Origin of the sequence: Raoultibacter massiliensis, assembly GCF_900199545.1 — a bacterium.
GTDB classification, from domain to species: domain Bacteria; phylum Actinomycetota; class Coriobacteriia; order Coriobacteriales; family Eggerthellaceae; genus Raoultibacter; species Raoultibacter massiliensis.
The window spans coordinates 48,626-63,885 of the sequence record NZ_LT962670.1 but is presented as its reverse complement, the minus strand read 5'-3'; the positions used below and the strand labels follow the sequence as shown (position 1 = coordinate 63,885).

At 57.7% G+C, this 15,260-nt stretch carries 11 protein-coding genes; 8 read left to right on the top strand and 3 right to left on the bottom strand.

What is annotated here, in order from left to right; genetic code table 11:
• Positions 1 to 44: 44 nt before the first annotated feature.
• Together C1719_RS00350 and C1719_RS15605 are read left to right on the top strand one after the other, a co-directional pair.
• A complete protein-coding gene (locus C1719_RS00350; RefSeq protein WP_180963389.1) occupies positions 45 to 3,176 on the top strand; it encodes an aminopeptidase in 3,132 nt (1,043 codons plus the stop codon).
• Positions 3,177 to 3,335: 159 nt separating this feature from the next.
• Positions 3,336 to 3,485: a DUF5679 domain-containing protein gene (locus tag C1719_RS15605; RefSeq protein WP_180963388.1), complete on the top strand. Its 150-nt coding sequence runs from the start codon at positions 3,336 to 3,338 to the stop codon at positions 3,483 to 3,485.
• A 206-nt stretch (positions 3,486 to 3,691) separates the two neighbouring features.
• Here C1719_RS15605 and C1719_RS00345 read toward each other — a convergent pair whose 3' ends face one another.
• Positions 3,692 to 5,206: a GNAT family N-acetyltransferase gene (locus C1719_RS00345; protein WP_342745882.1), complete on the bottom strand. Its 1,515-nt coding sequence runs from the start codon at positions 5,204 to 5,206 to the stop codon at positions 3,692 to 3,694.
• A gap of 295 nt (positions 5,207 to 5,501) precedes the next feature.
• On the opposite strand from C1719_RS00345, the gene C1719_RS00340 reads away from it, so the two are divergent.
• From C1719_RS00340 to C1719_RS00325, 4 genes are all read left to right on the top strand, one after another.
• Positions 5,502 to 7,133 (top strand): FAD-dependent oxidoreductase, encoded by a 1,632-nt coding sequence (locus tag C1719_RS00340; protein WP_180963387.1) that lies wholly within the window; start codon positions 5,502 to 5,504, stop codon positions 7,131 to 7,133.
• A 111-nt stretch (positions 7,134 to 7,244) separates the two neighbouring features.
• On the top strand, positions 7,245 to 8,654 hold the full coding sequence (locus C1719_RS00335) for a helix-turn-helix domain-containing protein (protein ID WP_180963386.1): 1,410 nt from the start codon (positions 7,245 to 7,247) through the stop codon (positions 8,652 to 8,654).
• A 141-nt stretch (positions 8,655 to 8,795) separates the two neighbouring features.
• Complete coding sequence (locus tag C1719_RS00330) at positions 8,796 to 10,334, top strand: response regulator transcription factor (protein WP_102373292.1); 1,539 nt, start codon at positions 8,796 to 8,798, stop codon at positions 10,332 to 10,334.
• Between the two features lie 215 nt (positions 10,335 to 10,549).
• Positions 10,550 to 12,115 carry a flavocytochrome c gene (locus tag C1719_RS00325; RefSeq protein ID WP_102373291.1) on the top strand — a complete coding sequence of 522 codons (1,566 nt, stop codon included), beginning with the start codon at positions 10,550 to 10,552 and terminating at the stop codon, positions 12,113 to 12,115.
• Positions 12,116 to 12,284: 169 nt separating this feature from the next.
• Here C1719_RS00325 and C1719_RS00320 read toward each other — a convergent pair whose 3' ends face one another.
• The gene (locus tag C1719_RS00320; RefSeq protein ID WP_102373290.1) at positions 12,285 to 12,557 is read right to left on the bottom strand and encodes a type II toxin-antitoxin system RelE/ParE family toxin; all 273 of its coding nucleotides are present in this window, start codon (positions 12,555 to 12,557) and stop codon (positions 12,285 to 12,287) included.
• Positions 12,554 to 12,853, bottom strand: coding sequence for a hypothetical protein (locus C1719_RS00315; RefSeq protein WP_102373289.1), 300 nt, complete (start codon positions 12,851 to 12,853; stop codon positions 12,554 to 12,556). Before C1719_RS00315 ends, C1719_RS00320 begins: the two co-directional genes overlap by 4 nt.
• A gap of 217 nt (positions 12,854 to 13,070) precedes the next feature.
• Here C1719_RS00315 and C1719_RS00310 point away from each other — a divergent pair, with 217 nt between their 5' ends.
• Together C1719_RS00310 and C1719_RS00305 are read left to right on the top strand one after the other, a co-directional pair.
• Positions 13,071 to 14,060 carry a glycosyltransferase family 2 protein gene (locus C1719_RS00310; RefSeq protein WP_102373288.1) on the top strand — a complete coding sequence of 330 codons (990 nt, stop codon included), beginning with the start codon at positions 13,071 to 13,073 and terminating at the stop codon, positions 14,058 to 14,060.
• An 8-nt stretch (positions 14,061 to 14,068) separates the two neighbouring features.
• On the top strand, positions 14,069 to 15,130 hold the full coding sequence (locus C1719_RS00305) for a glycosyltransferase family 2 protein (RefSeq protein WP_102373287.1): 1,062 nt from the start codon (positions 14,069 to 14,071) through the stop codon (positions 15,128 to 15,130).
• The last annotated feature ends 130 nt before the right edge of the window (positions 15,131 to 15,260 follow it).

Sequence of the window (15,260 nt, the reverse complement as noted above, 5' to 3'; positions counted from 1 at the left end):
GCCTACATGCAAATATGACCAGATGAAGAACGGAAGGCACGCATATGCCAGAACTAATGGATCATGTTGCGTTTCTGTCGCAAGAAATCGGTCCTCGTCCTGCTGGGACTGAAGAGGAGCAGCAAGCCGCCCTCTACATCACCGAGCAGATGCAAAAAGATGCGGGCCTCTCGGCGGTTATCGAGGATTTCAACAGCGCCTCGAACGCCGAAACTCCGCGCGCGCTTTGCTGCGCAGTAACATTCGTCGTTGCCCTTGCATCGCTGTTCTTACCGGTTCTTGCCATCCCCGCAATGATCCTCACAGCAATCTCGGCGATTCTGTACGCGTTTGAAGCGACGGGCCGTCCGATCGTATCGCGGTTTCTCGCCCGCGGGGTAAGCCAAAACGTTGTGGCGAAGTACGAACCGGGGTATTCCGCCGAGGCGGGTGGAGCCCGCCGCCGGAAGGTGATCCTTGTAGCCCGCTACGACAGCGGAAAAGTGCGACCCGAACTCAAAGCGCCCATTTTGGGCGTTCTGCCGTTTATTCAGTGGGCGGTGCTCGTTTCCATCATTTTGGTGCCCCTCATTCTCATCGTACGCAACTTTTTCTTCCTGCATGCCGAAGGCACGACGGCGATCGTGTTCTACGTGATCATCGGCATCTGCCTGTTCTTCACCGCTTTGCCGCTCATCGTTGCCATCGTTCACAAGTTTTCCGCCTACAACGAAGCGGCGAACGCCAATGCTGCGGGAACCGCGGTGCTTCTCGATGTGGCCCGCCGCGTGGGGCGGGGCCGCGTCAGCGCTTCAGAGCTTGAGGCGCGCGCCGAAGCCGATGGCACGATCATTCACGGCGAAGAAGAAGCGATCGCTTCCGGCCTCGTTCCCGAAGGCGCGAAACTCGCCTACGAAGCCGCCAAAGTCCAACCTCCCGAGCCTGCTCCGCAGACCCCCGAAGACCGCCTTGCGTCGGCGAAGGCCGCGATTGCGGCCTTGACGGGCAAGCCGATTCCCGCAAGCGAACCGGTGAGGGATATTGCGAGCAATCTTGTGCAGGTTAAAGAAGCGCCCATCGGGCAACCCACCGAAGATGAGATACGAGAGCAGCGCGACGAAACGCGCGAAGCGCTCACGAGCATCCCGGCTGGGGTGCAGGTGGGTGCCGATGTTGCCGATGGGCAGATTCAGGAAGCAGAGACGGCGGTCGACGCGCAAGCCGGTGCAGTGGCGGCTGCGGGCGCTGCTGCAGGAGCTGCGGCGGTTGCATCTGCGTCTGCCCAGGGAGGTTTCGCAGAGGTTGGCGCACTCCAGCCCGAATCCGACTCGTCGGTTCCCGACTGGTTTAGGAAAGCGCAGGAGAATGCGAAGAAGCCGCGCACCCCGCAACCGGGCGAGATCCATCGTTCCCGCTACGCCGATGCGCTCGATGCGGCCGTTACGGAAAGCACGTCCCATTTCGAGCAGGCAAACCGCATCGTCGACGCGGAAACCGAACAGCGCATCAGGCAGATGCGCGAAGGCATTATGGAACCGCGTACGGTGCAGGACGCGGCAGGCCAGCCGGATTCTTCGAACGCAGATCGCACGGAAGCGGCGCCGACCGCCTTCGACGCCGCATCTCCCGCGCAGGCCGGTTCGGTTTCAGATGCTTCGATGCCCGATGGCATGCGCGTTCCCGACGAGCCGTGGACTTCGGGGCCTGTGAGCGCTGCCGACAGCGTGCAGCAGCAACCTGTCGGTGGGGCACCTGGTTCGACGACGGCCATGCCACCGATAGACGTGAGCGATCTTCGCGCACAGGTTGCTGAATTGCAGAAGCCCGAAGTCGATTCCGAGCAGTCCAAACCCGCGATCGTCCTTCCCGATATCGGGTTGTCGGCGGCAACGCTGCCGCCGGTCATCGAAACGGGCAAGCAACGCGCCCCGCTTGCCGAAGCGGAGCAGTCGACGAAAGTCGCGGCGAAAAGCCTCTTGACCATGCTTCCCTCCATAGGCGCCGATGAGATCGCCGCCGAGAAGGATGGCAAAGATCCAGCGCAAGTCCATCAGGAGTCCTCTGCGGCTGCCAAACCCGATCTGCGTGCGCTTCCCTCGCTGAGCGGCGAAATCAGAAAGACCGATAGCGGCGACGATGCGGTTCAAGCAACGGGAAGCGTGAGCAAGGCGGGATCGTTTGCTTCGATGGGGATGACTGGAACGTTCGCCCCCGTAGGCGACGAGCTGATCGAAAATGTGGACCCCGACGATATCTACGTCGACGATGCCGACGATTCCGACTACATGGGGGGCATTACCGAAACCGGTGCGTTTGCAGGGCCCGGCTACGTCGAGATGCCCAAATCGCGCGTCCGCCGCTTCTTCGACCGCTTTGGCAAGAAGAACAAGCAGGAAGAAGTAAGCCCGCAAGAATGGCTCGACGTCGATGAGGATTTCGAAGCCCGCAGCGTCGGTGCGGCTCGCGGCAGTTGGGAAAGCTTCCAGCAGGAATCCTTCGATGAAACCGATGGTTACAGCGAATATGACGAACTTGACGAGGGCGAAGCGTTCGACGGCTCCCGCGGAATCGACGATTTCGATGACGATGATTTCGGCAGCGGCAAGCGCACTTGGCAGGGCGGAGCGTTCTCCCGCCGCCGTCTCGTCAATCAGGGTGAAGAGGCCGACGAGGGCGACGGCTCGGCATATCTGCAGAGTTCTCCCGACCCTCAGGTTTCCGAAGAGCTGCAGCAGGTATATCAGTTCCGCCATCCCGACGTGAACGTGGAAGTATGGTTCGTGGCGCTTGGCTCCGAGCTTTCCGGTAACGCCGGCATAAAGGCATTTCTTGCAGAGCACGGCACTGAACTGCGCGGATCGGTGATCATCAACCTCGATGCGCTCGGCGCGGGAGATTTGAGCCTCATTGAGAAAGAGGGCAAGTTCCGCCGCGTTTCCGCATCGTCGCGCATGAAGCGCTATATGAAGAAAGCAAGCCAGGCTACCGGCGTCGAATTTTCGACGGCGCCGATCGCGTGGACGGAGAGCGCTTCCTCGGTTGCGTTGCGCCATGGTTTCCAGGCGATGAGCATCGCGGGGATGGACGGTTCGAAACCCGCGTTCTTCGCGCAGGGAGACGATGTTTTGGAGAACGTCGATCCGGATACGTTGTATCGCAACTCGGATTTCGTTATGGAGTTACTAAAGAATATATAGTGGCCACCCAGCGAATATGCTGGTATTATGCGTGCTTGCAGTATAATGGCCGCAGCAATGACCACTAGGAGCCAGGCAGAGTATGCATGCGCCGCCTATGCAGTCATAGTATGAAAGAGGGCTTCGGCCCACAGGAACGAACAGAGAGGTTCAACCACCATGGCAATTGAAGCATATTGCGTGAAGTGCAAGGCGAAGAAGGAAATGAAAGATCCCGTCGAGAGCACGACTAAAAACGGCAAGCCGATCACCAAGGGCAAGTGCCCCGATTGCGGCACCACCATCTGCCGTATCGGCGCTGCCAAATAGCACTGATTCGCGCATAGCTCTGTTCGATCTGACACGATAAGAACATAGCATCCAAAGCGGCGACCTTCGGGCCGCCGCTTTTTTGTCACCAGCCTCTTTCCCTGGGAGATCCGGCGCGCCAAATCTTGTTTGCGAAGCGTTGCGCGATTGCTTCTGCACCTTGTTCGAAATCCTGCAGTGCTGCGATGCCCCGCCCCCGTGTCGCGCTACAGGATTTTCTCGAAAACCGCCCGCTGCTTCTCACGTTCGAGATAGTCTTTGATGCGGATCGATCCGCATTCGAGGTAGCCGTGTTTGAGCAGCATGTTGCGCATGGGCTCGTTTCCCGGGTAGATATCGGCGCAGATGCTTTCCTTGCCCGTTTCCCGTGCGATGCGCTCGGCACTCCCAAGGATGAACGAACCCACACCGCATTCCCGTGCTTCGGGTGCGACGTTGACCCAATGAAGCGCCGCGTAGACGGGTTCGCCCCCGACTCCTTCGACGAGCCATTGACCGTCGAGGGCAAGCTTGTAGTGGGGGTCTCCGTTCATCTCGATCGCGAACATTCCGATGATATTTTCGTCATCGGCCACAACATAGCAGCTCCCCTCGTCGATGCTTCTCATGACGCGCCTTGCCGAGGGATACTTCTTGAATCCTTCGACAACGCCGATTTCCTTGAGGGAGCGGTGCCCTTCGTCAAGCAGGGTCATGATGCGCCGATAGTCGGCATGCACTGCCTTCCGTGCAGAATAATAGCCGAGCATCGAAGCGCGTCCTTCGAAGAGGGGAACGTCTCCGCGCGCCCCGCCGTATTCTTCTTCCTTCCCTTCGGCATCGTTGCCGCGGTCGGTCACGAGGAATACCATGGCGATGATCATGACGACTCCGACGATATCGACGGGCGCTACGGGCGTATGCAGCCACACGGCGGATATGAGCGTGGCCGACACCGGCTCGACGCATCCTACCAACCCTGCCCGAACGGGACCTGCGTCGGTGATGCCCTGCAAGTAGAGTATGTAGGCGGCTACCGTGCCGATTGCGGTCATGAGCCCCAAAACGAGCAGAACCTCTCCGTCAACGGCGACGGGAATCGTCCATGGTCGCACGAACGCGGTGGCGACGACTCCGCCTATCAGCATGGCAAGGCCGGTAACGATCAGACTCCCCCATTTTTTGAGGACTTTGACGGGCAGCAAAGTGTAGAAAGCCAACGCTATCGCTGACATGCCTCCCCAGAAAAGAGCTTCGGGAGGAATGGCGAGCGAATCGAAGTGCCCCTTGGTTGCAATGAGGAACGTGCCGCCGATGGCGAGCACAAGCCCGATGAATTCCCGAAGCTTCGGAAGGCGGCGCACGCGAATGCACACATAAGCCATGATGACGAGAAGCCCAAGCCGCTCGAGCACCGTGCCGGTGCCGGCATTGGTATACGAAATGGTTGTGAGATAGCTCATCTGCGTCAACAATACGCCCAGCAACGCGAACCCCGCGATCTGGACGAGCGATTCGCGATCCCGAAACACTGCGAGCAGGTTTCGCCTGTCTTTGATGATGCAGATGGCCAAGAAGATTGCAGCCGCTGCAAGCAGGCGGACGCAGGTTATCCACGAAACGGGAATGTCCAAACCCGAAGTGAGCAATTGGGCGCAGGTACCCGAAAATCCCCAGCAGATACCGCCAGCCGCCGCGCAGACGATTCCGCGCACTACATGGTTTGCCTGTTTCTGTTGCAACGACGACCTCCGATGCGATCCCCTCGGCACTGCTCGTGCTCCCGAGTGCATTGTTTCACGTGCAACGCCAGGCTGCATACCGGTTCTTCATCCATGCGGCAAGCGGTGCGCTTTCTGTGTTTGATGGCGATAATACCAGTTCGCAAGGCAGGTTTATAGTCTGGTTTATAAAAGTAAACTTCAAATTTGCTTCCGGTCGATGCGCAACGGGCTCCGCCGTTTCATAGTGGATATCCGAGAGGGCGCCGCCGATCCGGGTGGCCTCCGAGAATCTATACGGATAGGAAGGGAAATCATGGGAGAGCATATGAACGTCACGCGTCGAAGCCTCATCAAGTTGGGGGGAGTAGCTGCATTGGGAGCGCTTGGAGCGGGGACCCTTGCAGGATGCGGACAGCCCAACCAAAACCCCAAGGCCTCTGCAAGCGAGGCTGCCGCAACCGGCGGGCCTTCGTTTCTGCAAGCGCCCGAGCCGATAACCGATTTCGCCGAGACCAAGGAATTCGATGTGATTGTCGTCGGAGCGGGGGAATCGGGTCTTTCCGCTGTGCACACGGCACTCGAGGCGGGCGCTTCGGTTGCATGCGTGCAGAACATCGGCACCGCGCAGACGACCGGCAACATGGCGGCTTCCATCGATTTGTCGCAGACCGACGAAGCCGCCGTTCAGGCGTGCGTGAGCTTTATCAACTGGAAAAGCGACTACCGATCGAATCGCGATCTGGTAAACGTGTGGGCTCATAATTCCCAGGAGGCGATTGGATGGTGGGCCGAAGAGGCCGCCCAGGGCGGTGTCGAATCGAAGCCCCACGATTCGGTGCTTACCTACAACGGGTACGACATTCACCTGCATGCCAACACGTATTTTCACGTGGAGGGCAACCATAACGCAGCAGCCCTTGCGATAGCCGAGAGGCTTGCTGCGGCAGGTGCCGAGTTCTTCTACAACACCCCGGCCGTGCAGCTCTACAAAGAGGACGGTGCCGTTAAAGGCGTCATCTGTTCGAACGAAGCCGAAGAACACGTGCTCTTCAAGGCAACCAAGGGCGTCATCCTCGCATGCGGGGATTATTCGAGCAACCAGGAGATGCTCGATTACTATGCGCCCGATACGAAAGGATTCTCCCTCTTCACGACCTTCCGCGACGGAAGCGCGCTCTGCGCAGGCATGTGGGCGGGTGCCATCATGACGCCGCCCACGCATACGAAGATGATCCACGGCGAACCCGCTGCCGTCCGGCTGGAAATGCCCTTCCTCTTCATCGACAACCATGGACGTCGTTTCATGGACGAGACCTGCTGCCGCATGGGCTACATGAACAACTTCGCGCGGCCCTATCTTGCCGAAAAGGGTTTTCAGGATTCGACGGCGGCGAAGTTCTTCAGTCTTGCGCCAAGCGATTGGGAAACGTACTACGAGGATTGGAAGGCCGAAGCTCCGTACGACGTATCCATCTACAACGGAGCAAACAAGGTGAATCCCGAAAAATGGATACAGGGCGAAACCATCGAAGAGCTTGTCGAGGCGATGAACGCATACGCCGTTGAAAACCAATGGGACATAGATCCGCTCGATGCGAAAACCGTTGCGGAGGAAGTGAACCGCTACAACGAACTGTGCGCAGCCGGTCGCGACGAAGATTTCGGCAAATCGGCAAAGTATCTTGTCCCCATAGAAGGCGGCCCGTATTACGCAGTGCCGCGCGGCTCCAACAAGCTTCCTGCTATCCTCGGCGGTTTGGTGGTCAACGCCGAAAGCCAGTGCCTCGATGGCGAGTTCAATCCGATCGAAGGGCTGTACGCCGTCGGCAATGCGTCCGGGCAGTTCTACGGCGGCGTCGATTACCCGATGGATATCGAGGGCCTGTCGATCGGACGTGCCATCACGTCGGGCTACGTGACGGGAAAGCTCGTTGCAAGCCTGTAACCCACCGGCTTTGCCAAGAACTATTCCGGCATCGCACACCCCTCCCTCATGTGCGATGCGCTTTGGCGAAACGGCTTCGATACGGAGCCGTTTCGCTTTATAATGAGCGCCATGCAACCTCATGCAAAAGAAAAGCGCGCAGCGCGCATCGCCCATCTCGACGGAATAGTGCCGTATCTCTTCGCCCTCGGGTGCGCGCGAGCGTGGGTCACGCTGATGTTTGCAGCTCCGTCGACGCCTCTTGCAACCGCTTTCGACCCGCATGTTCTCTTCGACTACGCATACTGCATTCTTGCAGTGGCCGTTGCCGTTGGGGCAAGAAAGATCATTCCCCTGTCTGCGCGCCCCTGGTCGCAAGCGCTCGCACTCGGCGGTATGCTCGTCGCATCGGTGTGCAGCGTCGCCGCATCGTATGTTTCCGATATCTCCGTCGTGCCGGCGGTTTTGGGTGCATTGGCCGGAGGACTGGGCTTCAGCATGTTTCTGCTCATATGGGCTGAAGCGCTTGGGGCGCTCAGTTTGCTTCGCATCTTCCTTTATACGACGGCGTCGCAGCTTGCGGCGGTCGTATTCGTTTTCTTCTGCCAGGGTTTCGATGCTTTGAGAATGGACATCGCGCTGATCCTGCTGCCCCTTGCAGCGATTGCAAGCGTCAGGTACGCTGCGAGGAAAGCGGCGCGTTGCGAAAAACCTCCGCAGGCGTATCCCCGTTTTTCCTACCCGTGGAAGCTCTTCATCCTGTTTGCCCTGTATTCGTTCGCCTACGGGTTGCGTGCATCGCAGCTTGCGGATGGGGCGGGCATGCACTCGTCGGCGTCTACCGCCATAGCGATGGGGATTCTGTTTGCCGGGGTATACTTCTTCTCCGGTCGCTTCAATGTCGGCATGGTGTATCGATCGCCGCTTTTGCTCATGGTGTGCGGATTCGTGTTGGTTCCTGCGGAGAGCGTGCTCGGTTCGTCGGTGTCGAGTTACCTCATATCGATGAGCTACTCTCTCATGACCGTGCTCGTTTCCCTCTTGCTGTACGATATTTCGAAGAGACTCGGAATCGCCATCGTGGCTCTTGCGAGCATAAAGAGCGCCGAGCAGATATTCATCGTGTGGGGAAAAGACGCCTCCGCTTTGCTCGCTTCTTCACCGTTGTCTGCGGCAACCCAGGATATGCTCGTTACCGTAACCGTGGCGGTGTTGATTCTCGCCTCGACGTTCATCCTCTTCTCCGAGCGCGAGCTTTCGTCGAAATGGGGGGTGACGATTTTGGATTCCGGCACGCTCGTCGAGAGAAGCACTGAAGAGGAACGTCTCGAAAAACGCTGTGACGATTTGACGGCGCACTACCGGTTGAGTCCCCGGGAGGACGAGATTCTTCGGCTGATCGCTCAAGGGAAAACGAGTGCGGCCATCGAGCAGGAGCTGTTCATCGCTGAAGGAACGTTTAAGGCGCATACGCGCCATATTTACGAAAAGATCGGCATTAACAGCAAAAAAGAGCTGAGGGCGCTGCTGGATTCGGAGTAGCGGGTTTCGTTTGCCGCCATCTTGCGCGGCGCCCGTTTTGCTGATAAAACACCAAACAGCGGAAACGAGTATACTGATGCTTTTAACGCTGCGAACGAATGCTGCGCAACTCCGAAAGACGAGAAGCCCAAGGGAGGGCGTGTGCTGAAGGATTCATCATATCCTCAATGGCTGCTGTGGGCGGTTATCATCGGTGATGGCTTGTTTGTCGTTCTCCAGATTCCGTCTCCGAATTTCTTCGGGTTCGGGATGACTCCGTTTCCGCTGCTGTTGGCCGAAACGCTCACGTATCTTCTGGGAGGATACGTAGCCTATCGGTTGCGCGTCTACACGAGCAAATACCTGTATGCGGTGTGCTTTGCCCTCGTCGTTGTTCTGTGCGCGGTGCTGTTCGCCTTTGATGTGCCCGCCGATCTGGTTGCTCCGCTGCAGATTGGGGTGTACGGCGCCCTCGCGCTGCTCAACTTGTGCTGGGGAGTGAGTTTCGCTTCGTTCAAGCCGTCGATTTCGGTGATTCTGGTCATCGGGTCGTACATTATCTGGAGTTTGTGCTCCCTTCTCTTTTCCCTCAACATCGGCGATTCGGTAGGGCTCAGCGGCTTGCGAATGCTGTTTCCCCTTGCGTCGCTCGTAATCCTCGGATTCTGCCTCGCGCGTCTTGATTTCGGCACGAAGCAGAAGCGCTACGAACCCGACGGGAGCCAGGAAAGCTTCGGCCATCTGCTCATGGGGGTGAAGGAGATCGTACTGGGAACCATCGCGTTCTCGTTCATCTTCGGCAGCATCATGGAGATGGATGTCGTGCAGGGCGCTTCGGGCTACATCGTTTCCCCCGAGGCTCAAATCGCAACGATCGCGGTTTCGGTTGCGCTTCTGCTCTATGTGGTTCGCGATGGAATGCGCGTGCAGTTCCGCGTTTTAATCCTCGTTCCGCTTGCCCTTGCGACGGTTCTCATGGCGCGCGCCGTACTTGAAAGCCAGTCGTTTTTCACCAATGGCCTGCCGCTTGCGCTGTTCAATTTCTTCGGACAGCTCGTGTGGGTCGTGTTCGCATGGAAGGGCTATGAGAGTAAGGCGAATTCGCTCGTGCTGTTCGCCATCGGACTCGGTTCGATGCGCTTGGGCCTTCTGCTCGGTCGCGGTTCGGTCGAGGTTTTGTCCAACGTCGTCGGGATTTCGGAAGCAACCGCGAATTTGGTATCCATTGTGGGTTTGTGGGCCTTGTTCATCGGAGTGCTCGTAACGGTAGTCGTCATTCTCAAGCGGCAGAACGCCGAAACCACGCCGTTCGAGCCGGGCGAAGACGAGAGTCTGTTCGGCGTTGCCGGCGCCGCGCTCGGATTCGGCAACGCCGCAGCCGCCCTCGATGCTTCTTCGAGCACCGCGGTTGCCTCTGCGCAACCAACCGTTCAGACGGAATCGGAAGAAGACGTGGATGAGAAGGGGCTCTACGAGCGCAAGTTCACCGAAGCGATCGAAGGCGCGGGCCTTACCGAGCGCGAGAGCGAAATCCTGATGATGTATGCCAGCGGCCGCAGCGCCGTCTATATCGCCGAAGAGCTCTTCCTTTCCAATTACACGGTCAAAACCCACTTGCGTCGATGCTATGCGAAACTGGGAATTCATTCGCGCCAAGAGCTGCTCGATTTGGTATGGAAGGGGCAGCTGCCTCCCGCTTAGTTTTAAATCAATGCTTTGATCTGCGGAAACTCGAATATACTCCCTTTTGTGCCACAAGCGAAAATCCGAGAATAGTCCCTTTGGAGGTACACGGCGCGCCCTTCTCGCTCCTATGATCGATCCGTCCTCAACGGAATGCGCAAACGGCGCGCCGGGCGTGCTGAAGATGCGTCGATACTTGGTAATCAGGGGACGGATTCGAAGGGAGAAGGATCATGGAGACATCGTTGGACAGAAGGGGATTCCTCAAGACCCTGGCTGTTGGTTCGGCGGCTGCGGTTGTAGCCGGAGCGGGCCTTGCGGGATGCGCGCCTCAGCAAAAAGGCACGGCGACTGCGGCAGCCGTTTCGGGCACGGGGCTTCCCGAAAAATGGGATGAAGAATGCGATGTACTGGTTATCGGCTCGGGCTATGCGGGATTGGCTGCGGCGTACGAGGCTTCGAAGGCTGGCGCCAATACGATGATCGTCGAGAAGATGCCGACCACGGGTGGCAATTCGGCCATCGCCGACGGCGACTTCGCCGTATGCATGTCTTCGGCGCAGAAGGCGAAGGGCATCGAGGATTCCGTCGATAAATACGTCGCTGATATGATGACCGCAGGTCTCGGCTTGAACGACGAAGAGAAGTGCCGTGTCCTCGCTGAGAAATCGAACGAAACGTGGGAGTGGACCCAAAGCGAACTCGGCGTTGAATGGGATACCGACGAAGACGGCAACATCAATGTGATCCCCTACGGCGGCCACAACACCGTGCGCACCATCCACCCGGCCATCGGCCACGGATCCGCGATCACGGTGCCGCTGACCGAGAAGGTCACCGAGATGGGTGTGCCGATCGGGACGGGCCGTATGGTGACGAAGTTCTTCCGTGACGAAACCGGGCGCATGGTTGGCGTGCAGGTGAACGAGAAGGCGAAGGGCAACGATCCCACGACGGGAAACCCCGTCTACATCAAAGCGAACAAGGGCGTCGTGCTTGCAAGCGGCGGGTTCGGCAAGGATGTCGCCTGGCGTGCGCAGCATGATCCGCATCTCGACGAAACCGTCGATTGCACCAATCAGGACGGTGCGACGGCGGAAGCTCTTGCCGCTGCCATGAAAGCCGGCGCTTTGGCCGTGCATCTCGACTGGATCCAGCTTGGTCCGTGGTGCAGCCCCGATGAGACCGGATACGGCAAAGGCCCGAGCTACATCGATGCCAACGTTGCCTACGGCATGAGCATCGACCCTCAGACGGGCAAGCGCATCGTCAGCGAGCTCGCCGACCGCCGCGTGTACTCGAACGCGATCGTGGAAAACGGCGTGCCGCTGCTCCAGATCGTCGATGAGCAGAATATCCCCAAGTGGAACTACGAAGCCAACTTGCAGCCTGCGATCGATGCCGGAATCACGAAGAAATTCGACACGATCGAAGACGTTATCGCCGAGTACAGCCTCCCCGACGAATTCCGCGCTCAGCTCGAACGCTACAACACCTACGTCGAAAATCGCAACGACGAAGAGTTCGGCAAGATGATCCCCGAGGATGCGAAACCCCTCGGCGACGGTCCTTACTACATCACCCGCATTTGGCCAAAGGTGCACCACACGATGGGCGGCGTGAAGACGAACATGGACGCGCAGGTTCTCGATGTGGATCTCAATCCCATTCCCGGCTTCTTCGCCGCAGGCGAAGCGACCGGCGGCGTTCACGGTGCGTGCCGTTTGGGTTCGTGCGCAACCGCCGACTGCCTGGTGAATGGACGCCTTGCCGGTCAGATGGCCGCGCAGAGCGAGTAAGCGCGCAGAGCATGCGCCATCGCGCTTTGCGAACCGCACGCGATGGCTCTGCCAATGGAAAACGGACGTCTGGGGTCAGGCGTCCGTTTTCGTCGTCCGAGAAGCGAATGTTTCACGTGAAACATTCGTTCGTGTTTCCAGGTCGGGCTATCCGCCCTGTTTTCGAAAGTCAATAAGCTTGCCGTCCATGGATAAGGTCGTAGACAATAACGACGTCGGCATCTTCGAAGTATTCGTAGATAATCAGGAACGGTGGGCAGACGATTCTTCTTACGTTGGTGCCGAATCGGTGCTGTATCGAAGCGGGCAGATCGTTAGCTCCTAGAGAGAGGACCGTTTCGAGCAGTATTATTTTGCGCTCGATCTCATTGAGAACCCGAATGGAATCGACCTTGGCAAGGACGTTTTCGTTGAAAGTATCCGTTCGCTTTACGACAGTCATGAGAGTTTTGCTCGCGCTCTGTCGAAGAATGCCTCATGATCGGTGTGCAGCCTTCCTGTTTCCATATCGGCACGGCCGGCTGTAATGGAATCTGCAAGTCTCGCTTCGTAGACGGCTTGCTCCTGAGCTCTTTTAATCGCCTTTTCGAATTGCTCTTCGGAGCTGAAAATGTAGGCGCCAACGCCTTGCTCGGTGATACGGACAATGCCCTTGGACGCAGCCTCCTTGACCTCGCGTTGTTTTTTCTGAAGGGCACTTATCGGGTATATGGGATCAAGCGTATGCGTTGTTTCCATAGCTGCTCCTCTGGGTAACGTAGAAGGAAGATAAAAAGAAGTAAATCATATATAAAATAATACACTAAATATGATGACTGATTGGATTTCGTGGCTGAATGCTCAAAAGAGAAACACGATACATGCCCTTCTTCCTCTCGGTTATAATGATGGAATGCTATCGCGGTTTATAGGCGCGCGGGCACTTGGGAAGCTGCGTGGAGCGGAGGCAAATCGAATGACGAACAACTCAATGGCGCGTCCCGCCGTTTCCGTTCTTGTGCCGACCTACAACGTTGAGCGCTATCTGGCGCAATGTCTCGACTCCCTCTGCGGGCAGACGTTGGAAAACATTGAGATCATCTGCATTAACGACGGAGCAACCGACGGGTCGCCCGCAATACTGCGCAGCTATGCGGACCGGGATTCCCGCATCGCGATCATCGACAAGGAGAATTCGGGATACGGCGCATCGCTCAACAGGGGGATAGGGGAGGCGCGCGGCGAATACATTGCAATTGCCGAACCCGATGATTTTGCGGAGCGCACCATGTACGCCACGATGTACGAGTTGGCCGAGCGCCATGATTGCGACCTGGTGAAATCGAACTTCTACGAATACGCCGACGGGCGTAACAGGAAAAACCGCAATCTGCGAGAATTCCCTGCGAAGACACCGTTCGATCCTGCTGACCATCCGAACATCATCTGTACGATACCCTCGATTTGGACGGGGCTGTATCGCTCGGACATGCTGCGGCGCGAAGGCATCTCGTTTCGTGAAACGCCGGGCGCCGCCTTCCAGGACACTTCGTTCGTGCTCAAAGCTTGGTTTGCGGCACGGCGATGCGCGCTTATTCGCAAGCCGCTTTTGCATTACAGGATGGACAATCCGTCTTCTTCGGTGAAGACTTCGGATCGAATTTACGTTGTGTGCGACGAACTTGCCGAAAGCGAACGCTTCCTAAGGGAGCGTCCCGAACGGTGCGAGCGCTTCATCCCGTGGTTCCACGCGGACAAATGGGGCAAGTACCGCTGGAATTACGAGCGCATCGACCCTTCGTTTCATGAAGAATTCGCGGCGAGGATGCACGAAGAATACGCGCGCGCCCGAGAAGCGGGGGAGCTTGTTCGGAATTGCTTTTCCGATCGGGATTGGCAAGCCGTCATGAGTTTGCTCGACCAGGGCGCTGCCGCGTTCGCGGCGCGCAATGCAGAAACGTTTTAGGTGGGATCATGGAAAGCCCTCGAATTTCCGTTATCGTTCCCATGTACAATTGCGCTCCGTATCTGGAAGAATGCATCGAATCGCTTAAAAACCAGACGTTTGAGAACTTCGAAGTGCTCTGCGTTGACGATTGCTCTACCGACGGATCGCTTGTTGCGGCGAAGGAGCTGGTGCAAGGCGACGGCCGGTTTTGCTTTTTCGAGCTTGAGAAGAACAGCGGTCAGAGTGCGGCGCGCAACGTTGCTCTCGACAACGCGCGCGGTGACTACATCGTATTGCTCGACGCCGACGACTACTTTGTCGGCGACGCTCTTGAAAAGATGATCGACCGGGCCGACAGGCAGCAGCTCGAAGACCTGTATTTTTCCGCGCAGGCTTTTTACGAGTCGAAAGAGCTGTTCGAACAGGTTCGCGAAGAATACAACAACCGGCCTGCTTTCGAAGATGTGACCACGGGTATGAGGCTGTTTACGTTCTTCGAGGAACATCGGGAGTTCTTGCCGCACGCTGCTCTGCGCATGGTGAAACGCTCCCTGATAGAAGACAACCATATCCGCTTCTACGAAGGCATCATCCACGAGGATGTTCTGTTCACATTCCAAACGCTCGTGCATTCGCAGAGGACCTCCTACCTGAACGAACCGCTATACAGGCGACGCGTGCGCGTCGGCTCCACCATGACGGCAAAGCATACGATCGAAAATGTGCGCGGCCACCTTATCTGCGTGCGAGAAATGCGCAAGTGGGTAAATGCCCATGCGGACGAGGTCGACGACGGATTCCTCCGCGCCGTTGCGCGCCGTATGGTGGATTACTCGCTTGTAGCGGGGCGTATTTGGCTTGAGGATATCGAGGAGGAGGATCGAGCGCGGTTTCTTGGGAGCATGTCGGTTCAGGACAGGTTGATCTTTTATTCCGAAGCCGTATATCCGGCTGCCGCCCTCAACGACCTCGACGAAGACCTGCGCGCTTCGAAGACCTACCGGATTGGGGATGCGCTGCTCGGCGTGCCGCGGCGCATACGCGACGGCCTTCGCAGCTCGAAGGAGTATCGCGAAGAGCGGAAATAGGCTTGTTCGCGCAAGGAGCGATGCGCTTCGTGCGGCTGGTCGCGGCGTGCAGCTGCTGCGGCTAAACCGCCCGTTTGCCAACAAAGATACAGGTCAAAATGCCTTATGAGCACGTTTAGCGTTCGATATC